Source organism: Streptomyces sp. (assembly GCF_036566765.1).
In the GTDB taxonomy this organism is placed as follows: Bacteria; Actinomycetota; Actinomycetes; order Streptomycetales; family Streptomycetaceae; genus Streptomyces.
Window position 1 is genome coordinate 1 of record NZ_DATCVQ010000291.1, and the last position, 21,584, is coordinate 21,584.

At 73.6% G+C, this 21,584-nt stretch carries 12 protein-coding genes; 2 read left to right on the top strand and 10 right to left on the bottom strand.

The window, feature by feature from the left end; all coding sequences use genetic code 11:
* Positions 1–298: 298 nt before the first annotated feature.
* On the top strand, positions 299–3,490 hold the full coding sequence (locus tag VIU94_RS16495) for an amidohydrolase family protein (RefSeq protein ID WP_331912159.1): 3,192 nt from the start codon (positions 299–301) through the stop codon (positions 3,488–3,490).
* 106 nt (positions 3,491–3,596) lie between these two features.
* Here VIU94_RS16495 and VIU94_RS16500 read toward each other — a convergent pair whose 3' ends face one another.
* From VIU94_RS16500 to VIU94_RS16515, 4 genes are read right to left on the bottom strand one after another with little or no spacing between them, the layout of a single operon-like run.
* Positions 3,597–5,168, bottom strand: a complete 1,572-nt coding sequence (locus VIU94_RS16500; RefSeq protein ID WP_331912161.1) for a fatty acid--CoA ligase — start codon at positions 5,166–5,168, stop codon at positions 3,597–3,599.
* A gap of 23 nt (positions 5,169–5,191) precedes the next feature.
* Positions 5,192–7,009, bottom strand: a complete 1,818-nt coding sequence (locus VIU94_RS16505) for a beta-ketoacyl [acyl carrier protein] synthase domain-containing protein (RefSeq protein WP_331912163.1) — start codon at positions 7,007–7,009, stop codon at positions 5,192–5,194.
* 13 nt (positions 7,010–7,022) lie between these two features.
* Complete coding sequence (locus VIU94_RS16510; RefSeq protein ID WP_331912165.1) at positions 7,023–13,472, bottom strand: type I polyketide synthase; 6,450 nt, start codon at positions 13,470–13,472, stop codon at positions 7,023–7,025.
* Positions 13,469–13,885, bottom strand: a complete 417-nt coding sequence (locus VIU94_RS16515) for an acyl carrier protein (RefSeq protein WP_331912167.1) — start codon at positions 13,883–13,885, stop codon at positions 13,469–13,471. The genes VIU94_RS16510 and VIU94_RS16515 overlap by 4 nt, the downstream gene beginning before the upstream one ends.
* A gap of 109 nt (positions 13,886–13,994) precedes the next feature.
* Here VIU94_RS16515 and paaI point away from each other — a divergent pair, with 109 nt between their 5' ends.
* Positions 13,995–14,462 carry a hydroxyphenylacetyl-CoA thioesterase PaaI gene (gene paaI / locus VIU94_RS16520; RefSeq protein WP_331912169.1) on the top strand — a complete coding sequence of 156 codons (468 nt, stop codon included), beginning with the start codon at positions 13,995–13,997 and terminating at the stop codon, positions 14,460–14,462.
* A 5-nt stretch (positions 14,463–14,467) separates the two neighbouring features.
* Here the strand turns inward: paaI and VIU94_RS16525 are convergent, their stop codons facing one another.
* The 6 genes from VIU94_RS16525 to VIU94_RS16550 form a co-directional block, all read right to left on the bottom strand.
* Entirely contained in the window at positions 14,468–15,139 is a 672-nt protein-coding gene (locus VIU94_RS16525) for a TIGR03086 family metal-binding protein (protein WP_331912171.1), read from the bottom strand.
* 1 nt (position 15,140) lies between these two features.
* Positions 15,141–16,538, bottom strand: a complete 1,398-nt coding sequence (locus tag VIU94_RS16530) for a KamA family radical SAM protein (RefSeq protein WP_331912173.1) — start codon at positions 16,536–16,538, stop codon at positions 15,141–15,143.
* Between the two features lie 36 nt (positions 16,539–16,574).
* On the bottom strand, positions 16,575–18,299 hold the full coding sequence (locus tag VIU94_RS16535; RefSeq protein ID WP_331912175.1) for a class I adenylate-forming enzyme family protein: 1,725 nt from the start codon (positions 18,297–18,299) through the stop codon (positions 16,575–16,577).
* Between the two features lie 85 nt (positions 18,300–18,384).
* The gene (locus VIU94_RS16540) at positions 18,385–19,707 is read right to left on the bottom strand and encodes a flavin monoamine oxidase family protein (RefSeq protein WP_331912177.1); all 1,323 of its coding nucleotides are present in this window, start codon (positions 19,705–19,707) and stop codon (positions 18,385–18,387) included.
* The gene (locus VIU94_RS16545) at positions 19,704–19,925 is read right to left on the bottom strand and encodes an acyl carrier protein (RefSeq protein ID WP_331912179.1); all 222 of its coding nucleotides are present in this window, start codon (positions 19,923–19,925) and stop codon (positions 19,704–19,706) included. Before VIU94_RS16545 ends, VIU94_RS16540 begins: the two co-directional genes overlap by 4 nt.
* Complete coding sequence (locus VIU94_RS16550) at positions 19,922–21,487, bottom strand: amino acid adenylation domain-containing protein (protein WP_331912181.1); 1,566 nt, start codon at positions 21,485–21,487, stop codon at positions 19,922–19,924. The genes VIU94_RS16545 and VIU94_RS16550 overlap by 4 nt, the downstream gene beginning before the upstream one ends.
* Positions 21,488–21,584 lie beyond the last annotated feature (97 nt).

The following is a 21,584-nucleotide window of genomic DNA, read 5'->3' on the forward strand; positions in this document are numbered from 1 at the left end:
CCGCGCAGGCCACCGTGCCACCGATCGTCAACGCCAGGAGGTACGCGCCCGCGCGCCGTCCCGCCCGATTCCGAAAGGTCGTCGGGTTCATGCGGTCACTCTTCATGGGATCCATCGTCATGCGGTCCATCTCAACACCCAAGCCCGTGCCTGTCCAAGAGGCAATCCCGAAAACCGCCATGACGGATCTTCCGTTGCATTCCGCTCGGAGCCCTGCACCGCATTCACCGATGGCCTAGATTCGACCCGCCGTACGAACGCATGCCCGTGAAACCGGGCCGACCCGTGGGGGAAAACCGTGGCTGAGAACGAATTCGAGGAGCCCGGGAAATCGGCGACGATTTCCCGGCGCACTCTGCTGCACCGGAGCGGCGCGGTCGGCGTCGGCGCGCTGTGGCTCGCGAGCGGCGTCGCGTACGCGAGCGAGAGCGCCGCGGACGCGACGGCCGAGCCCGACGAGAGCGACGCCGACGGGCTGGTGCGCGTCGACGCCCACGAGAGCGCCAACCTCTGCGCCGCGGTGTCGCCGGACGGCCGGACGCTCGCCGTCGACGCGCTCAACGCGATCTGGCTGCTGCCCGCGGCCGGCGGCACGGCGCGCCGGCTCACCGACGACGCGCTGGACGCGACCCAGCCGCACTGGGCGCCGGACGGGCGGAGCCTGGTGTTCCAGTCGTTCCGCGAGGGGGCGTACGACCTGTGGCGCATCGGCGCCGACGGGTCGGGGCTGCGCCGGCTGACCACGGGCGCGGGGTACGACCAGGAGCCGAAATTCTCGCCGGACGGCGGGCAGGTCGCGTTCGTCTCCGACCGGGACGGCGCGGCCCGCGTCTGGCTCCTCGACACCGCCACCGGGGCACAGCGGGCGCTCACCCAGGGGGACCGGAACGTCGCCATGCCGACCTGGTCGCCGGACGGGCGACGCGTGGCGTACATCGCCGGCTACGGCACGATCGAGGCCGTCGACGTCGCCACGGGGACCACAGAGACGCTGCTCACCGGCCCGGCGGACGCGGCCCTGTACGCGCCGGCGTTCGCCCCGGACGGGCGGCGGCTCGCGTACGTCCGGGTCACCGGCGTCCGCGCCGAACTGATGCTGGACGACCGGGCGCTGACGAAGGACGAGGACGTCTTCCCGCTCGCGCCGAGCTGGCTCTCCGGCGACGAGCTGCTCTACACCGCCGACGGCCGGATCCACCGGCGGCGGACCGACGGCGGCGGCCGGACCGAGGTCCCGTTCACCGCGACCGTCGAGGTCCGGCGGGCCGAACACCGCCGCCCCGGCCCGGACCTGGCCGCCACCGGCGCCCAGGAGGTCCTGGGCATCGCCGACCCGGCGCTCTCCCCCGACGGCCGGCGCATCGCGTTCCGCGCGCTGAACGCGCTCTGGCTGCTCACCGGAAGCGAGCGGCCGCGCAAGATCGTCGGCGACGGCTACTTCAACGCCTCCCCCGACTGGTCGCCCGACGGACGGTCCCTGGTCTACGTCAGCGACCGGGCGGGCTCCGCGAACCTGTGGCGGTACGACCTCGCGACCGGCGCGTCCGAGCGGCTCACCGACCTGCCCAACGCCCAGCTCTCGCCGCGCTGGTCACCGGACGGCACGCGGATCGCGTACCAGGACGAGAGCGGCGCGACCTGGGTGCTGACCCTCGCCGACGGGTCGGTCGCGCAGGTCGCCCCCGCGCTGTACCAGCCCGGCCCGCCGGCCTGGTCGCCGAACGGCAAGCTGCTCGCGCTGGCGGCGGTCGCGCCGTACTCGAAGCGCAGCAGCAACGGCCTGAACCAGATCCTCACCGTCGACCTGACCACGCACGCGCTGCGCTACCAGACGGTCGCGCCGGGCCGCTCGCTCTCCACCCGCAGCGGCGACGGCCCGCTGTGGACGCCCGACGGCACGCATCTCGTCGTCGGCGTCGAGAGCCTGGCCTGGAAGGTCCCGGTGGACGCTGAGGGCCGGATCACCGGCGCGCCGGTGCGGCTCACCGACGAGGTCTCCGACTCGCTCTCGGTCGGCGCCGGCTGCGACACCCTGCTCTACCTGTCCCGGGGCCGGCTGCGCTCCGTGGGCCTGGACGGCGGCGCACCGCGCACCGTACCGACCCGGCTGACCTGGTCGCGCCGCCCGGCCCCGGCCGGGCGGACCGTGGTGCGCGCCGGCGCGGTGTGGGACGGCACGTCCCGGGCGCTGCGGCACGACGTGGACGTGGTGGTGAGCGGGGGCCGGATCGAGCAGGTGGTGCGGCGCGGCGCGGTCCGCGGCGACCGGGTCGTCGACGCCTCGGATCTGACGGTCATGCCGGGCCTGATCGACACCCACAACCACTGGCACTGGCGCGGCCCGCAGTGGGGCGACCGGCAGGGCCGCGCCTGGCTGGCGTACGGCGTCACCACCAGCCGCACGCCCGGCGACCCGGCGTACCAGATGGTGGAGACCCGGGAGGCGCTGGCCGCCGGCGCCAAGGTGGGGCCGCGGTACTTCGGCTCCGGCGAGGGCATCGAGGGGACGCGCGGGCGGCACCGGTCGATGCGGCCGGTGTTCTCCGCCGCGCAGCTCGACCGGGACCTGGAGCGGGCGTTCGCGCTCCGGTACGACCTGCTGAAGTCGTACATCCGGCTGCCGCTCGCGTTCGAGCGGGAGGTCGTCGCGCGCGGTCACGCGGCCGGGATCCCGGTGACCTCGCACTATCTGTACCCGGCGGCCCGTACTGGTCTGGACGGGATGGAGCACACCGGCGGCGGCAACCGGCTCGGCTACTCGCGGACGCTGAGCTTCGCCGCCGGGCGGACCTTCCAGGACTCGGTGGACCTCCTGGCGGCGAGCGGGATGTGGATCTCCACGACGACGCTGTTCGCCTCGGAGCTGTTCGTCGAGGACCGGTCGCTGGTCGAGGACGAGCGGACGCGGGTGCTGTTCCCGGAGTGGGAGTACGCGCGGCTGGTGCAGAAGGCGAAGGACGCGGCGACCGGCCCGGACGCGGAGCTCAACCACGCCTGGACCGTCGGCGACTGCGACATGCTGCTGCGGGTGCACCGGGCCGGCGGCCTGGTCGTCGCGGGCACGGACGCGGCGCTCGACGACATCGGGATCAGCCTGCACCAGAACCTGCGGGTCCTGGTGAAGTACGGGTTCACCCCGCGCGAGGCGCTGACCACGGCGACCGGGAACGCGGCGCGGGCGCTCGGGCTCGGCGGGCAGCTCGGCGCGGTCGCGCCCGGGCATCTGGCGGACCTGGTGTGCGTGGCGGGCGACCCGCTGACGGACATCGGGGCGGCGGCCGCGGTGCGGCGGGTGATGGTCGGCGGGCACGGGTACGAGGTGCCGGAGCTGCTCGCCCCGTTCCGTCCGACGGCCGTGGCGCGCGCCTCGGCGGCCGGCGACGGTCCGGCGAACCGGGTCCGCGCCGCGGCCCCGAGCGCGCGGCAGAACCCGGCGCATTACTGGCACGAGGCGGAATGGCAGCAGCACGGCTGCTGCCGCGGCCGCTGAATTCAGGAAGACGAAAAGCACGCAAAGAAATTCGGGCATGCCGAAACCGGGGCCGGCGCAATGCCGGTCCCGGTTTCACCGGATCACCCTTCCCGCCGAATTCCCGTCAGTTCACCTGACGGTCGCGGCCGGACCAGAAACGCTCGCGGAGTTCCCGGCGGAGAATCTTCCCGCTGGGGTTCCGCGGCACCCGCTCGATGAACTCGTATCCGGCCGGGGACTTGAAATCGGCGATACGGCCCTGGAGATGGAGTTTCAGTTCCCTCGGCTTCGCCGCCGCTCCGGGGCGCAGCACCACGAACGCCCGGACCGCCTCGCCCCAGCGCTCGTCCGGGACGCCGATCACGGCCGCCTCGGCCACCGCCGGATGCGTGCAGAGCGCGTTCTCCACCTCGGCCGGGTAGACGTTCTCCCCGGCGACGATGACGGTGTCCTTGATGCGGTCGCAGACGTAGACGTAGCCGTCCTCGTCGACGTACCCGGCGTCGCCGCTGTGCAGCCAACCGCCCGCGAGGGTCTGGTCGGTGGCCTCCTTCATGCCCCAGTACTCGACCATCACTGCGGGTGTCTTCAGGCAGATCTCGCCGATCTCGCCGGGCGGCAGCGCGGCCCCGTCGTCGGCGGCGATCATCACCTCGACGCCGGGCCACGGGCGGCCGGCGGACCGCAGCCGGGAGCTGCCCGGCAGGTGGTCGGCGGGCGGCAGGACGAGCGCGGTGTTGCCGCTCTCGGTGAGCCCGTACAGCTGGCCCACCTGGCAGCCGAGCACCTCCACGCACTGGAGCATCAGGGTCTCGGAGATCGGCGAGCCGCCGTAGGTGACCTTGCGCAGGGAGGCGAAGTCGTCCCGCCCGACGCCGGGTTCGGACAGCATCATCTGGAGCATCGCGGGGACCGCGCAGGTGGTGGTGACGCCGTGCTCGCGGATCAGGCGCACGGCGTCGTGCGCGGCGAACATCCGCATGGCGACGCTGGTGACTCCGGCGTTGAAGGCCTGCATCGCCCACCAGATGCCGGCGACGTGGAAGCCGGGGATGCTGATCAGGCTCACGTCGCCGGGGTGCCAGTCGATCCAGTCCAGGCCGTGCTCGGCGATCAGGTCGCGGATCGCGAAGAAGCTGCGGTGGGCGAGGACCACGCCCTTGGGCAGGCCGGTGGTGCCGCTGGTGTAGATCTGCGCGATCGGGTCGTCGGGTCCGGCGGACACGTCGAGGTCGTCGTCCGGCTGTCCGGCCTTCCACGCGCGAAGGCCGCTGCCGCGCTCCTCGCCGCCGTCGAGGCCGACCACGGTGGGGCGGGCCGGCAGCTCGGCGCGGATCCGGTCGACGGCGTCGGCGTACTCGCGCTCCACGAAGAGCAGTTCGGCGCCGGAGTCGCGCAGGATGTGCTCCACCTCGGCGGCGGTGAGCCGCCAGTTGATGGGGACGAGCACGGCGCCGGTCTTGGCGCAGGCGAAGAAGACCTCGTAGTAGTCCTCGGACTCCTTGCCGAGGTAGGCGACGCGGGAGCCGCGCTCGATCCCGGCGGCGAGCAGCGCGCGGGCCGTCCGGTTGCTCTCCCGGTGCAGCGCCGCGTACGTGACCTCCCGGCCCTCGCAGACCAGGGCGACGCGGTCCGCGTGGTGGGCGGCGTGGAACGTCACCGTGTCGGCGGCGGTCCTCAGGTTCGGGTAGTGCATGGGGGGATCCAATCCGTAGGAGGTCAGCGCCAGTCGTGGTGGGCGGGCCAGTGACGGCGGCCGATGAGGAAGGGGCCGGGCAGCCGCAGCAGCGGGGGGCGCGGCCCGTCGGCGGGCCACAGCGCGGCGGTGTCGGGGGCGTCGCCGGCGAGGTACGCGGCGGCCTGGGCGGTCGAAGGCCCGTCCCCCTCGGGGGGTGCGTCGCCCGAGGCGGCGCGGGCGAGGGCGCCGAGCAGTCCGTCCCGGTCGTGCACCAGGGCCGCGAACCGGACGGCCCGGTGGTCGCGGCCCTCGGCGAGGGTGCGGCAGACCGCGGCAGGGGTCCAGTCGGCGGTGTCCCGCAGATGCCGGTGGAGCCGGCCCGCGGTTCCGGCCAGCGCCTCGGGGCGGTGCGCGGACAGCAGGAGCAGCCAGGGACCCACGGACTCGGCCGACGCGGCCGGCCGTTCGGGGACGCTCTCCAGGATCACGTGCGCGTTGGTCCCGGAGAACCCGAAGCCGCTGACGCCGGCCCGCCTGCGCCCCTCCCCCGGCCATGGCAGCGGCTTGGCGGCGAGCTTCAGGGCGGTCCGGTCCCACGGGATCTCCGGGTCCGGCTCGTCCTCCCCCGGCTGCGGCGGGATCTCCGCGTGGGCGAGCGCGAGGACGGTCTTGATCAGGCCGGGCCCGCCGGATGCGGTCTCCAGATAGCCGATGTTCGCCTTGACCGAGCCGATGTGCAGCGGCGGCGCGTCCGGCGAGCGCCGGTCGTACGCGGCGGCCAGCGACTCGGCCTCGATCTGGCCGCCGAGCCGGGAGCCGTTCGCCTGAGCCTCGACGTACTGGACGTCCGCCGGGGCCACGCCCGCGTCCCGCAGCGCCCGTTCGATCACCGCCTTCTGGCCGCGGGCGGAGGCGACCGACAGACCGGGCCGGTCGCCCTGGGCGTGCACGGCGATGCCGCGCACCAGCGCGTACGGCAGGTCCCCGTCGGCTACGGCGTCGGCGTGCCGCTTGAGCACGACGACCCCGCAGCCCTCGCCGCGTACGTGGCCGTCGGCGCGGGCGGTGAACGGGCGGCTGCGGCCGGTGGGCGAGAGCATCCCGGCGCGGTCGAGGATGCCGGTGCTGAACGGGGAGAGCAGCAGGTTGCTCGTCCCGACCAGCGCGATGTCGACCTCGCGCAGCCGCAGCGCGCGCACCGCGAGGTGCAGGGCGGTCAGCATCGACGAGGACGCGGTGTCGACGGTGATCGCCGGGCCGCTCAGTCCGAGCGAGAGCGCGATCCGTCCGGAGAAGGCGCTGGGCGAGCTGCCGGTGCTCATGTGCGCCGAAAGGCCGTCGTCGGGGAGCCCGCCGCGCAGCCAGGCGTACGGGTACTCCACCGGGCCGCCGACCGCGTAGACGCCGACGTCGCGGCCCCGCAGCCGCTCCCGGGACAGGTTGGCGTCCGCGAGTGCCTGGGCGGCGACCTCCAGGAGGAGCCGCTGCTGCGGGTCGAGGTGCGCGGCCTCCTGGTCGGGGATGCCGAAGTACTCGGCGTCGAACAGGTCCATGTCCGCCAGGTACGCGCCCTGGCGCAGCCGCCCGGCCAGCGGCGCCAGGTCGGGGGCGTCGAGGTTCCAGCGCGGCCGGCCGAGGCTGTCGACGGGCACGCCGGCGTTCTCGGTGGCGAGCACCCGCCCTTCGCGCAGGGCGGTCCACAGGGCCTGCGGGTCGTCGAGGCCGCCGGGGAGCCGGCAGCCCATGCCGACGACGGCGATCGGCTGGTTCCGCTCGTGGTGCTGCCGGGCGAGCATCACCATGAGCTGCTTCTTGGAGAGGGCTTCGAGCTGATCGATGTAGCTGGTCGCGGTGGTCATCGTTCTCCGCCCGTCACTGGAGCATCTCGCGCAGGGCGGCGAGTTCCTCGTCCGCCTCCGCGTCGGTCAGGCCGCTCACCCGGTCCTCGTCGGACTCCGGTGCGGCGGCGGCCTGTTCGGTGTCGTCGCGGTCCGGTACGAGCTGCTCGTCGATGAATCCGGCGAGCGACCGCACGGCGGGGTGGTCGAACAGGGTGGAGGCGGGCAGTGGGATGCCGAGCGCGGCCTCCAGGGCGTTCTTGAGCTCCACGGAGCCGAGCGAGTCGAGCCCGAGGTCGACGAACCGGGCGTCGATGTCGACGTCCTCGGCCGCGTCGTAGCGCAGCACCTCGGCGATCCGCTCGCGCAGCAGCTCGCGCAGGGCGGCCTCGCGGTCGGCCCGTGGACGGGTCAGGAGCGCGTCGACGTCGAGGGCCGTCCTGGTCCTTGCCGTGCCGTCGCCCGAACGGACCTCCTTGAAGAGGGCGTTGGAGAAGGACTGCCCGTCGGTGTAGGCGTCCCAGTCGAACTCGCCGACGACCGTCTGGGCGTACGGCTTGGCCAGCGCGGCGAACAGGGCGCGCAGCGCGGCGCCGGGCTTGACGAACTTCAGGCCGCGGGCCTCGATGCCGTCGATCTGCCGCTCGGTGAGGTTGGCGGCCATCCCGATCTCCGCCCACGGGCCCCAGTTGACGCTGAGGCCGGGCAGTCCGGCCGCGGCCCGCCACTGGAACAGGACGTCCATGTAGGCGTTGCCGGCCGCGTAGTTGGCCTGGCCGGCCCCGCCGAGCACCGACGCGATGGACGAGTAGCCGACGAAGAACTTCACGGTGGGGAGTTCGGCGACGGCGCGGTGCAGGAGCCACGTGCCGTGCATCTTGGCCCCGAGGACGGTGTCCATGCTCTCCCAGGTCTGCGCGGAGAGCGGGGCGTCGGCGAGCACGCCGGCGGCGTGCAGGACGCCGCCGAGCGGGGCGTCGCAGGCGGCGAGCGCGCCGACGATCCGCTGGACGTCGGCGGCATCGGCGATGTCGCCCTGGTGGACGGTGACTTCGACGCCCTCGCCGAGTTCGGCGGCGATGCGGGCGGTCTCGGCCGGGTCGACGGCGCGGCGGCTGACGAGCGCGATGCGCCGGGCGCCCTCCCGCACCAGCTTGCGCGCGGAGGCCAGACCGAGTGCGCCGAGGCCGCCGGTGATCAGATACGTCTCCCCCGCGTCGAGCCGGACCGGCCGGGCGGGCAGGTCGCGTTCGTCGCGGAACTCGATGACGATCTTGCCGAGGTTGGCGCCGCGGCTGAGGACGCCGAAGGCCTCCTCGACCTCGTCGAGGGAGTAGCCGACGGTGGGCAGGGCGGTCAGCCGGCCGGCCTCGATGTGCTCCGCGACGGTGTGCAGGATGTCGTGGTTGAGCCGGTCGAGCTCGTCGGCGGGCAGCTCGCTGAGGTCGAAGTTGTGGTAGTCGACGTCCGGGCGTTCGGCCCGCATCTCCTCGGGCGTCCAGACCCCGATCTTGCCGAGCTCGACGAACCGGCCGTCCTCGCCGAGGCAGCGCAGCCCGGCCGGGATGTAGTCCTTGTTGAGGCTGTTCAGGACGATGTCGACGCCCCGGCCGCCGGTGGCCGCCAGGACCTCGTCGGCGAAGTCCAGGGTGCGGGAGTTCATCACGTGCTCGACGCCCTGGGCGCGCAGCAGCGGCCACTTGCGGGGGCTGGCGGTGGCGTACACCTCGGCGCCGGCGAGCCGGGCGAGCTGGACGGCCGCCTGTCCGACGCCGCCCGCGGCGGCGTGGATCAGCACCCGGTCGCCCGCCTTGACGCCGGCGAGGCCGTGCAGCGCGTGGTGGGCCGTGACGTACGCGGCGGGCAGGCCGGCGGCCTCGGTGAAGCCGAGGTTGCCGGGCTTGCGCACCACGACGGTGGACGGGACGGTGACCCGGCGGCGCATGCAGCCGATGCGGCTGAGCACGACCTCGTCGCCGGGCGCGAAGGCGGCGTCGGGGCCGGCCTCGACGACGACGCCGGAGGCCTCGAAGCCGAGCGGCAGCGGCTCGTACGGGATGCCCAGGTCGAGCGCGTACTGCCGGAGCATGCCGAGCGCGTTGAGGACGTCCTTGAAGTTGAGCCCTGCGGCGTGCACCTGGACGGTGACCTCGTCGCCGGTCGGCGCACGATCCTCGACCGGCACCGGCTTCACCGCGGAGAACTGGCCGTACTCGGTGATCTGCAGCTCGGCGTTGGTCTCGTCGGCGGGGCCGGCGGGCGGGGAGAGCCGCTTCACGTGGCGGACGCCGGAGCGGTGGGCGATCTGGTGCTCGCCGCCCGCCGCGTCGCCCGCGAGCCACTCGTCGACGAGCGGCTGGAGGTCGCCGCCGTCGAGGTCGACCAGGACGGTCCGCAGGGCCGGGTACTCGTTGAGCAGCACCGCGCCGAAGCCCCACAGCGAGGCCGGGGCGAGGGCGTCCGAGTCGAGGGTGTCGGCGCGGTCCCCGGGCAGCCACTGGGCGCGCTCGGTGACCAGCCAGATCCGCAGGTCGCGGCCCGTGCCGAGCTGTTCGGCCGCGCCGGTCAGGGCGAGCAGGTCGCGGTAGTTGCGCTCGGTCTCGGCGCGCAGCCGCTCCTCGCCCGCCAGGCCGGTCTCCGGGGTCCAGAACCAGCACAGGTCGGTGACGTCGGCGTCCTGGCCGAGCAGTCGGACCGCGGTGGGCGCGTCGGGGGCGTGCCGGGCTTCGACGCCGGTGCCGGCGAGCCGTTCGGTCAGGTCGGCGGGCACGCCGTCGCCGGGCCGGACGACGAGGACGCGGCGGCCCTCGCCGCCGGTGCGGGCAGCGGGCAGGGAGCGCTTGAGCCAGCGGGGCCGCAGCAGCATCCGCTCGGCGGGGTCGGCGGGGGCGTCGGCGACCCGCTTGAGGCGGACGCCGTGCACGACGAAGACCGGGCGCTCGCCCTCCAGGGCGACGAGGTCGGCGGCGAGTTCGCCGGCCGCCGGGTCGAGGTCGACGTGGATGAGGATCCGCAGATCGCCCTTGGGCCGCTTGAGCAGTTCGACGCGGTCGAAGCCGACGGGCAGGTAGGTGCCGTCGAGGTCGACGGCCGCGCCGAGGGTCTGCATGGCGCAGTCGAGGACGGAGGCGCGCAGGTGCTCGCCGACGGGCGTGTCGAGGCCGCGGAGCTCGCCGACGGCGACCCCGTCGGCGTACCGGTCGACGCCGAGGACGCGCCGGAACTCGGGGCCGTACGGCAGTCCGAGCTCGGCATAGCGCTCGTACAGGTCCGAGCCTTGGTGCCGGACCTCGGGCGTGCCGAGGTCGGCGGTGGCCTTGCGCAGCCGGTCGACGACCTCGGCGAGGGCGGCCGGGCCGGTCGGCGGCGCGCCGAGGGTCGCGGTGGCGTGGACGCGCTCGATGGCGCCGTCACGGCCGTCGACGCGGCTGACGATCTCGACGTCGGCCGTGTCCGCTGTGTTCTCGACGGCGCGGGGGCGCAGCCGGACGCGGACCTCGACCGGCTCGCCGTCGCGCAGGAACAGCGGCTCGTGGATGCGCAGGTCCTGGACGAGCCGGCCGGTCTCGCCGTGCACGGCGTCCTGGAGGGCGAGGGCGATCTCGACGTGGCCGGCGCCGGGGAAGACGGGCTGGCCCATGACGACGTGGTCGGCGAGGTAGGCCGGCGCGTCGGGGGCGAGCCGGGTGGCGAACTCGCGCTCGCCCGCGGCGCGTTGGGCCTCGGTGGTGATCTCGCGGCCGAGCAGCGGGTGGTGGGCGGGGCCGCCGGACCGGGCAACCGAAGCGCGGGCGACCCGGGTGGAGGGCAGCGGGAAGCGCTTCTTCGCGAAGACGTAGCCGGGCAGCTCGACGAGCCGGCCGCTGCGCCCGTCGTGGTAGCCCGTCCAGGAGACGGGCAGTCCGGCCTCGTAGCAGCGGGCGAGCGCGGTGCGGATCGCGGTGCCGTCGGGGTCGGACTTGGACATGCTGGAGACCCAGACGTGGGCGGCCGGGTCGCCGCTGCGCCGGCCCATGTTGACGAGCGCGGCGGACGGGCCGACCTCGACGAAGACCTGCGGTCCGCGGGCCTGGACGCAGGCCATGCCGGCGGCGAAGTTCACCGGTTCGGCGATGTGCCGGACCCAGTAGTCGGGGGTGCCGACCTCGGCCAGGGCGGCGACCTCGCCGGTGAGGTTGGAGACGAAGCTGATCTTCGGCTCGTGGAAGGCGATGTCGGCGACGGCCGCGCGGAAGTCGTCGAAGACCTCGGTCATCAGCGGCGAGTGGAAGGCATGCGACACCGGCAGCTCGCGGGTCTCGACGCCGTGCTCGCGCAGGGTGGCGACCAGCTCGGCGAGCGCGTCGCGCCCGCCGGAGATCACGCACTGGCCGGGCGCGTTGAGCGCGCCGAAGCTGACGTCGGCGTACCCCTCCAGGAGCGGCGCGACCTCCTCGGCGGGGGCGAACACGGCGGCCATGCCGCCGGGCGCGGTGACGGACTGCATGAGGCGGGCGCGGACGGAGACCAGCCGGACGGCGTCCTCCAGCGAGAACAGGCCGGCGACGGCGGCCGCGGCGATCTCGCCGACGCTGTGCCCGAGCAGGATGCCGGGGCGCACGCCCCAGGACATCCACAGCCGCGCGGCGGCGTACTCCAGGGAGAACAGCGCGGGCTGGGTGTACAGGGTGCGGTTGATGTGCTCGGCGCTGTCGGGCGCGTCGCCGAACATGACGTCCTTGATCGACCGGCCGAGGTGCTCGGCGAACAGCCGGTCGCAGAGGTCGAGTTGGCGGCGGAACTCGGGGTGGCGCGCGTACAGCTCGCGGCCCATGCCGGGGTACTGGGCGCCCTGCCCGGTGAAGAGGAACGTGGCCTCGGTGGGTCGGAGTTCGCCGGAGTCCGCCCCGTCGGCGGCGAGGTGCCGGTCGAGGAGGCGCTCCAGGTCCTCGCGGGAGGAGACGGGGCCTGCCAGACGGGCGGGCAGGTGGGCGCGGCCGGTGTTGGACGTGAAGCACAGGTCGGCGAGGGGCGTCTGGGGGCGCGTGGCGAGGAAGGCGCGGTACGCCTCGGCCTGGGCGCGCAGCGCGGGCCGGTCCTTCGCGGAGAGGGTGAAGACGGCGGTGCCGTCCTCGGGCGCGGCGGTCGTCTGCCGGGCGGGCGGGGCCTGTTCGAGGACGACGGAGGCGATGGTGCCGGCGAAGCCGAAGGAGTTGACCAGCGCGCGGCGCGGTCCCTCGGCCGGCCAGTCGCGCAGCTCGGTGGGGACGGTGACGCGGTAGCGGTCCCAGGGGATGTGGCGGGAGGGGGTGTCCAGGTTGATGTGCGGGTAGATCACGCCTTCCTGGAGCTGGCGGATCACCTTGGCGACGCCGCCGATGCCTGCGGCAGCCTCCATGTGGCCGATGTTGGTCTTGACCGAGCCGACGACGAGGGGGGCGTCGTCGGTGCGGGAGTCGGTGAAGACGGTGTTGATGGAGCCCATCTCGATGGGGTCGCCGAGGGAGGTGCCGGTGCCGTGCGCCTCGACGTACTGGATGTCCGCGGGCTCCAGGTTGGCGGTGGCGAGCGCGTCGCGCATGAGGGCGATCTGCGCGGTGCCGTTGGGGACGGTGAGGCCGCCGCTCTCGCCGTCCTGGCGGACCGAGGAGCCGCGGATCAGGGCGAGCACGGTGTCGCCGTCGCGGCGGGCGTCGGAGAGCCGCTTGAGGACGACCATGCCGGAGCCCTCGCTGCGGGCGTAGCCGTCGGCGGAGTCGTCGAAGGTCTTGCAGCGGCCGTCCGGCGAGAGCATCCCGGCGCGCGAGTACACGATGTGATTGCGCGGGTGGTGGTTGACGTTGACGCCGCCGGCCAGGGCGATGTCGCACTCGCCGCGGCGCAGCCCCTGGGCCGCGAGGTGCAGCGCGACGAGGGAGGCGGAGCAGGCGGTGTCGACGCTGAGGCAGGGTCCGCGCCAGCCGAGGAAGTACGACAGGCGTCCGGCGGCGGCGCTGTGCGCGGTGCCGGCGGCGACATGGGCGTCCAGGTCGGCCGGGTCGAGCGCCTCGACGTCGATGACGAAGTCCATCTGTCCGACGCCCAGATATACCCCGCCGTTTCCGCCGCGGAGCGCCGCCGGGTCGATGTGCGCCGATTCCAGGGCGCGCCAGGCGGATTCCAGTGCCCAGCGGTGCTGGGGGTCGATGAATTCGGCTTCCTTCGGGGATATGTTGAAGAACTTGGGGTCGAATTCGTCCATGCCGGAGACGAATCCTCCGCCGGCCGCGAGAGGCCGCCGGCCGGCCTCCTTCTCAAGGGTCTGGAGGGTCTCCATGTCCCAGCGGTCCGCGGGGACCGGGCCGGTTCCGGCGCGGCCTTCGCGGAGGAATGCGGAGAACTCCTCGGGGGTGTCGACGTCTCCCGGGAACCGGATGCCCATGCCGATGACGGCGATCGGCTCGTACTTCTCCAGGAGGAGTTCGCGGAGCAGCGTGTCGTTGCGCGACGAGGCCGTGTCGGTCACTGGTAGAGCTCCTTGAGTACGTCGTTGACCAGGTCTTTCGTGGAGGTTCCGGAGTCCTGCGGGGCCGCGTCGGCGGCGGCCGGGGCGGCGGGCTCGGGGCCGTCGGCGGCGAAGAACTCGGGGATCACGTCGGTGGTCAGGAAGTCGACGAGGTGGCCGACCGTCGGGTGGTTGAACAGGAATGCGGAGTCCAGCGGGCGGCCGAGTCCGTGTTCCAGGCGCGTGCGGGTGTCGGTGGCGCCGAGCGAGGTGAGTCCGAGCTCGAAGTAACTGACGTGAGGGGGCAGCACATCCGTCTCGTCCATCATCAGTTCGCGCTTGAACTCGGCGACGACGAACGATTCAAGGAGCGCCCTGCGCTCGGACGGAGGGGTTTCGGACAATTCCTGAATCCAGGGTGTGGGGGAAGTCATGCTGCTCCTTGGTACGGGATTTCCACTGCCTGTTGACCGCCGGTCTTTCCGGGCGGAAGGATCAGGGCGTCGAATGACCGGAAGACGAAAAGGACTTGGGGGCCATGCCATGACGGGGACGGTCGAGGAACGCGACCCGGAGCTCGCGGCGCGGCGGCGGGCCGAGGAGTTGTACGCGAAGGACCGCACGTGCGAGCTGCTCGGCATCGCGCTGAAGGACGCCGGCCCGGGCCGGGCGACGGTGTGGATGCGGGTCGCGGAGTCCATGGTGAACGGCCATGGCATGGGGCACGGCGGGTTCCTCTTCCTGCTGGCCGACGCGGCGTTCGCGTTCGCCTGCAACACGCACGGTCCGGTGACCGTCGCCCAGGGGGCGCAGGTCACCTTCCTGCGCCCGGCCGAGGTGGGCGACGAGCTGATCGCCGAGGCGGTGGAGCGGGCCCGGTTCGGCCGGAGCGGGGTGTACGACGTGACGGTGCGCCGCTCGGACGGCGTGGTGATCGCGGAGTTCCGGGGGCAGAGCCACACGCTCGGCGGCCGGCCGGTGCGGCCGGCCGCCGAGGCGGGCGAGGGGTGACCCGCTCACTGGGGTGACCAGCGGGGGTCGCGGCCGAGGAACGCCAACAGGCGGTCCTCGGCGCTCGCGTGGCCGGTCAGCTCGAACGGCGCCCGGAACCCGGCCCCCGGGCGCTCGCGCGAGGGACCCAGGGGCACTTCGCGTACGGCGACCTCGGCGGCGCCGGCGACGAGGTCGTCGTCGTACTCCGCCGGGATGCCGAGCGCCGCCGCGACGTCCCAGCCGTGCACCACGTAGTCGACGAAGTGGAAGCCGATCGCGCGGGGCGCGGCGAACGTCGCCCTCGGGTGGATCTCGGGCAGGACGAAGGCGCGGTCGAGCACGCCGTCGGCGGCGAACGCGCCGAGGACGCGCTCGACGGACTCGGCGTAGGCGCGGCCGGGGTCGTCGAGCGGGTGCTCGCGCCACACCGCCGGGTCGGCGGACGTGCCCTCGGCGGCCGCGGCGAAGCCGAGGTGCTGCGCGGTCATGTGGGCGAGCAGCCGGCGCAGCGTCCAGTCCCCGCAGGGCGTGGGCGCGTCCCACTGGTCGCCCTGGACCTGCGCCACGATCTCGGCGCTGCGCAGCACGGCCCGGCGGTCGAGCGCGCGCACGGTGTCCCGGCCGACGCCGCCCGCGCGGTCCCCGGTGTCCCGGCCGACATCGCCCGCGCGGTCCCCGGTGTCCCTGTCCGTCATGTCATTCCTTCCTGTGCCCGTTCTCCCGCCACCAGCGCCGGCCCGACTCGGGGAGCGTGGTGATGGGGTCGTAGAACGGATAGCGGCGCGTGAGCGCGTCCGGATCGTCCAGCTCGATGCCGGTGCGGTAGTTCTTCGTCCACTGCGAGACGCCGAGTTCCCGGTCGTAGTCGGCGAGTTGGTGGACCCAGCGCTTGCCGACGTACGGGACGTCGCAGACGATCCGCGGGGTCGCGTAGCCGGGCAGGTAGCCCATGACGGCGTGCTGGAGCTCCTGCGCCTCCCAGACCGCGACGCGCCAGTGCTCGGCGTTCGGGATCATGTCGCACATGTAGAAGTAGTAGGGCAGGATGTTCGCCTCGCCCTGGAGGACCATGCACAGGTCGAGCAGCGCCTTCGGGGTGGTGTTGACGCCGCGCATCAGGACGCCCTGGTTGCGGATGTCCCGGACGCCGGCGTCCAGCGCCGCGCGGGCCGCCTCGGCCACCAGCGGGGTGACCGACTGGACGTGGTTGACGTGGGTGTGCACGGCCAGGTTGACCGAGCGCCGCGCGGCGGTGCGCGCCACCCGCTCCAGGCCTTCGAGCACCGTGGGCTGGAGCCAGTGCTGCGGCAGCCCGGCCAGGGCCTTGGTGGCGAGCCGGATGTCCCGGACGCTCTCCAGGTCGAGCAGCCGCATCAGGAAGGACTCCAGGCGCGGCCAGGGCACGTTGGCGACGTCGCCGCCGGAGACCACCACGTCGCGCACGCCCGGCGTCCGCTTGAGGTAGTCGATCATCTGGTCCTGGCGGTCGGCCGGCTTCAGGGTCAGCTTCAGCTTCTCCACCTGGGGTGTGGAGCCGCCCACCAGGTCCATGCGCGTGCAGTGCCCGCAGTACTGCGGGCAGGTGGACACCAGTTCGGCGAGCACCTTGGTCGGATAGCGGTGGGTGAGCCCCTCGACCACCCACATCTCCGCCTCGTGCAGCGAGTCCCGCTCCGCGTACGGGTGGCTGGGCCACTCCGGGTCGCGGTCGGAGGCGACCGGCAGCATGTAGCGGCGCACCGGGTCGGCGAGGAAGGCCTCGGTGTAGGCCGCAGGCTCGGCGGGCGCGTCGGGCGCCATGGTGTTGAGCATCTGCGGGGTCAGCAGCATCGACATGCTGGCGAAGTTCTTGTGGTCGGTCTCCAGGTCCTCGAAGAAGCGGTCCTGGAGCAGCGGGCCGACCACGGCCTTGAGCTGCTTGGGCGTCTTGACGCAGTGGGCGCGCTGCCACTGAGCGTCGCGCCACTGGGCGGCGGTGACATCGCGCCAGCCGGGCAGGCGGCGCCAGTCGGGCTCCGCCGGGATCAGGCGCTCGTACGCGTAGGGCTGCGGGGCGGGCAGAACGGACGGGCTCGATAAGGTCGAGGCTTCCATCAGATTCCTGACTGATCGACGGGTGCCGGTGGGGGGTCAGGCCCGGCCGGCGCCGGTGAAGAGGGTGGCCCAGCGGGTACGCAGCTCCCGCTTGAGGACCTTGCCGGTGACACCGGTCGGGAAGTCGGCCGTATCGTCGGCGACGAGCACGGCGGCCAGCGGGGCGAGTCCGGCGGCGGTGAGCTCCTTGTTGGCCTGCTCGCGCAGCTCGTCGGCGGAGGGCGCGGCGACGCCGGGCTGGATCCGCACGACCGCGATCGGGCGCTGTCCCAGGCCGTCCTCGGCCGGGACGCCGACGACGCCGCAGTCCTGGACGACGTTGCCGCAGTCGGCGAGCAGCACCTCCTCGATCGGGAGGCTGTAGACCGGCCCGTCCTCGGTGTCGATGACGTCCACGGTCCGGTCGAGGTGGTAGAAGTTGCCGTCCTCGTCCTTGCGGGCCACGTCGCCGGTCAGCCAGTAGCCGTCGAGCTCGAAGCTGCGGGTGAGCTCGGGGTCGTTCCAGTAACCGGGGGTGCGCGAGGGCGTCTTGACGGCGAGCATGCCCACCTCGCCGACCGGGACCTCCCGGCCGTCGGCGCCGAGCACGGCGGCGGCCGTGACGGCCTCGGTGGGCTTGCCCACGCAGCGGTCGTTGCGCTCCGACTCGGGGGTGGTGACCTGGCCGAACAGGGCCATGCCCATCTCGGAGGAGCCGAGTCCGTCGATGAACTGCGAGCCGGGCAGGGCCGTTTCGGCGTCGTGGTCGCGCGGCAGCAGCCAGGGCTTGATGAGCCCGGCGGGGCGCTCGCCGAGCTGGACCAGGCGGCGGATGTGGCCGTAGTGGGCGCCGTCGCCGGTGTTGAACCAGCTGTGCACCTTCACGGCGCCCTTCGTCGGCAGCTCGCCGGTGGCCAGTTCGACGAAGGTACGGGGGAAGGAGGCGACCATCGTCGGCTGGAAGGCCTCCATGACCGGCTCGACGACGGTGCGCCGCCAGTCGGCCATAACGACGGTAGGCAGGCCGAGCAGGGTTGCGGTGAGGAAGTAGCTGAGGCCGCCGGCGTGGGTGTGCGGCATCAGGGACATCAGCCGGTCGTCGGGCGAGGCGGGGAAGCGCTCCATCCGGGGCTCCTTGCCCGCCCAGAACTGACGGTGCGCGAGCATCGTCGACTTCGGGGTGCCGGTGGTGCCGGAGGAGTGGATGAGCGCGACGACCTCGTCGGCGGCGTGCTGGTGCGGGTACGCCTCGGGCAGCGAGCCCGCGCCGTGATCCTGCGGGTCGTACGCCTTGATCTCGGCGGACGGGACGATGAACCGCGGACGGCGGCGGTTGCCCTCGGCGCGGTAGGCGGCGACCAGCCGGGTCGGGTCGTCGGCGACCAGGCCGACCGCGCCGACGTGGTCGATGTAGCGGATCGCGGTGCGCTCGGGCATGGCGTTGTTGATGAGCGCCGGGACGGCCCCCAGGGCGGTGAGCGCCAGGAAGTGCAGCAGCGGTTCGAGTCCCTCGCCGACGTAGACGGCGACCGGCTCGCCGGTCTCGACGCCGTTGGCGCGGTACCAGCGGGCGTACCGGTCCCGCAGGGCGGCGAGGTCGCGCAGGCTGTGGCCGCGCAGGACGACCTCGCCGCGGTGGTCGGTGGTGTGGCTGAAGGCGAACGGGACGGCGTTGTTCGGGTTGGCGTCCAGGGCCTTCTGCAGGAAGTTGCCCGCGCCCAGGGTGGGGTCGGTCATGAACTGCTGCCGGACGGCGAGTGGAGCAATGGGGCTGGTGGTCACAGTGCTCTCCTGGGGAGGTGTGGGGTGTGCTCGGGCCGGCGGGTCGGACCGGTCGGCTCGTACCGGCGCCGGTGCGACCGCCTCGCTACAGGCGGGCGGCAGCCTCGGCGGCGGCCCGGTGGCCCGAGCGGATGGCGCCTTCCATGAGGCCGAAGAACTCGGTGCTGGTCTCGGTGCCGGCCCAGTGCACCCGGCCGTGCGGGCGGGTGAGCCCGGGGCCGAGGGCGAGCCAGTCGCCGGGGCCGAACAGGGCCGCGTAACAGCCGCGGCTGTACGGGTCGTTGACCCAGTCCGTGACGTGGAAGCCGATCGGCTCGGGCAGTCCGGGGAACAGCCGGGCGGCGTGACCGACGGCGGCGGCGCGCTGCTCCTCGGGGCTCAGCGCGGCGAACCGGTGGGCCTCTTCGCCGGTGACGAAGCCGGTCAGGACGCCCGCGCCGCCGTCGGCGGGCGAGTCGTCGACGGTGGACAGGAGCGGGCCGTCGTTGCTGACCGACCAGCCGGACAGGCCCTGTTCGCGCCAGAGCGGCGAGGGGTGGATCAGATGCACCTTGACCGCGCAGCCGGGCGCGGTCCGCGCGCCGGAGCGCGACGCCGGCAGGCCGGGCCGGAATTCGATCCGGTCGGCGAGGACCGGGGGCAGGGCCACGATGACCGTCTCGGCGCGGGTGTCGCCGCCGGCGGAGCGTACGAGCACGCCGTCGTCGTCCTGCTCGACGGCGGTGACCGGCTCGGACAGCCGGACCCGGTCGCCGAGTCCGTCGGCCAGGGCCTCGCACAGCAGGTGCGCGCCGCCGTCGATGCGCCACTCCTGGGCGCCGCCGGCGAAGGCGTTGAGGTAGCGCAGGCCGCCGCCGGAGCGGAGGTAGAACGCCATGTGCAGGACGGAGACGTCGGCGGGCGCCGCGGCCATCATCTCGCCGAGGAACAGCGGGAAGAACAGCCGGCTGTCCTCGTGCTTGAGGTTGATCTCGGCCCATTCGGCGGCCGTCATGGAGTCGAGGTGCGCGGCGTCCGGGGTGAGCCACGGGGCGTCCGGGCGGACGGACCGGGTGACCTCGTCGAGCAGGTCGAACATGTCGCCGAGCGCCACGCCGCTGAGCGGCGGGAAGCGGCCGGGGACGCTTCGGGCGGCCGCGCCGCCGAGGGCGAAGCGGCTCTCGCCGTCCATGGTGGTGGGCGCGGTCTTGAGGTCCGACCGGGCCATCAGGGCGAGCAGTTCGGTGTGCCGCTCGCCCAGGTACGCGGCGCCGGCGTCGGCCCAGCTGCCCGGGGCCACCTCGATGCCGTGCATCCGCCCGCCGACCCGGTCCCGGGCCTCCAGGACGGTCACCTCGACGCCGCGCTCGGCGAGTTCGGCCGCGGCGGTCAGGCCGGCGAGGCCGGCGCCCACGACGACGACGCTCATCGGGTCACGCTCGCGAGGCGGTCGGCGAGGGCGGACGGGGTGGGGGCGTCGACGATGTCGTCGAAGGTCAGCTCCACGCCGTGGGCGCGGGCGACGGCGCTCAGCACCCGGGTGCCGAGCAGGGAGTCGCCGCCGAGCTCGAAGAAGTCGGAGTCCGCGGAGACGCTGTCGGTCTCCAGCACGCGCCGGAAGATGTCGACGATGTCGTCGGGGCTCATCGGGTGTCCTGTTCTGTGAGGCCGCTTCTGGCGGCGGGTGCGGGGGGTTCGGCGGCGGGCGTGTGGCGCCGGTGGGTGCCGAGCCGGTCGATCTTTCCGCCGGCGGTGTGGACGAGTGCGGGGACGACGGTGACCTTGTGCGGGACGAGGTGGCCGGGCACGGTCTCGCGCAGGTGGCGCAGGACCTCCCGGGCGAGGGTGTCTGCGTCGTCGCCGTCGGCGCTGTCGGTGTGCTGCGGCACCAGGTAGGCGGTGACGGTGGTGCGGTCGGCGGTCTTCGCGCCGACGACGGCGGCCGCGCCGACCCGCGGGTGGGCGGTCAGGTGGGCCTCGATCTCGCCGGGGTCGACGCGGATGCCGCGTACCTTGATCTCGGCGTCGAGCCGGCCCTCGTGCACGAGGCAGCCGTCCGGGCGGCGGGAGACCCGGTCTCCGGTACGGAACCAGCGGGCGGTGCCGACCTGGCCCTGGCGGGTCACGAACCGGTCGGCGGTGACCTCCGGGAGGTCACGGTAGCCGAGCGCCAACGCGGGCCCGGCGACGAGGAGTTCGCCGTCCGCGCCGATGTCCTCGGTGACGTGCGGCAGCGACCGGCCGATCGGGACCCGGTCGTGCTCGCCCCACCAGGCGCCGGGGCCGGGGGCCTCGGGGCCGTGCAGGTCCACCGCGTGCGTGATCAGGGTGGTCTCGGTGCAGCCGTACGTGTTGATCAGCCGGACGCCGTCGGCGCCGAGGGCGCGCCACTCGGCGAGCCGGGCCGGGCTGACGGCCTCGCCGCCGATGACCACGGTCCGTACCGAGTCGGGCAGCCGCTCGTCGTTCTCGGCGAGGTGGCGCACGAGTTCGTGCCAGAAGGCGGTCGGCAGGTCGAGCAGGGTGACGCGGGCGGCGGTCGCGGCGCGGATCAGCCGGGGCAGCGAGCCGGTGTACGCCTCGTCGTGGAAGACGAGGGTCGCGCCGGTGGTGAGCGCGGGAAGGATCTCCTCGAAGCAGGTGTCCCAGTTGAGCGAGGCGAACTGCAGGACGCGGTCCGAGGGGGTGAGGTCGAAGAGTTCGCGCAGCGAGTCGACCGAGGCGGCGATGGCCCGCCGGGGGGTCAGGACCGGCTTGGGCCGGCCGGTGGAGCCGGAGGTGAACAAGGTGTACGCGGGCCGGTCGTCCGCCGGAAGCTCGGGGAGCTCGGGGTCGGGCCCGTCCGGGTCCGGGTCGGGAAGGCGTACGGCCTCTGCTCCCTCGGGCGTCGGTGCACCGGACCGGGCGACGATCACCCGGGTGCAGCCGGCGGCGTCGAGGAGCGCCTGCTGCCGGGCGGCGGGGAAGGCCGGGTCGACCGGGCAATAGGTCCCGCCCGCGGCGAGGATGCCGAGCAGGGCGACGACGGTGGCCGGCGAGCGGTCCGTCAGAACGCCCACCGGGCCGGGCTCGGGCCCTAAGAGTGCGGCCGTCGCACGTATCCGGCGCACCAGTTCCGCGTAGGTCACCTCCTGGTCGCCGTGAACGACCGCGGAGTTATGAGGGAAAGCCTGAGCCGCCGTGAGGAGGCCGGCGACGATGTCCGCCATCAGCGTCGTTCCGCATTCATCGGAACGACCGGTAAAACGGTCGGACGGGATAAGAGCTGCGAGCGAATCTTTTCGGAAGCGATCACCCAGCAAGACA

Coding starts and splice junctions, on each gene's coding strand:
- VIU94_RS16505 (WP_331912163.1), bottom strand. CDS start 7,009: ATGACCACCGCGACCAGCTACATCGATCAGCTCGAAGCCCTCTCCAAG.
- VIU94_RS16550 (WP_331912181.1), bottom strand. CDS start 21,487: ATGGCGGACATCGTCGCCGGCCTCCTCACGGCGGCTCAGGCTTTCCCT.
- VIU94_RS16500 (WP_331912161.1), bottom strand. CDS start 5,168: ATGCACTACCCGAACCTGAGGACCGCCGCCGACACGGTGACGTTCCAC.
- VIU94_RS16540 (WP_331912177.1), bottom strand. CDS start 19,707: ATGAGCGTCGTCGTCGTGGGCGCCGGCCTCGCCGGCCTGACCGCCGCG.
- VIU94_RS16530 (WP_331912173.1), bottom strand. CDS start 16,538: ATGGAAGCCTCGACCTTATCGAGCCCGTCCGTTCTGCCCGCCCCGCAG.
- VIU94_RS16515 (WP_331912167.1), bottom strand. CDS start 13,885: ATGACTTCCCCCACACCCTGGATTCAGGAATTGTCCGAAACCCCTCCG.
- VIU94_RS16525 (WP_331912171.1), bottom strand. CDS start 15,139: ATGACGGACAGGGACACCGGGGACCGCGCGGGCGATGTCGGCCGGGAC.
- VIU94_RS16545 (WP_331912179.1), bottom strand. CDS start 19,925: ATGAGCCCCGACGACATCGTCGACATCTTCCGGCGCGTGCTGGAGACC.
- paaI (WP_331912169.1), top strand. CDS start 13,995: ATGACGGGGACGGTCGAGGAACGCGACCCGGAGCTCGCGGCGCGGCGG.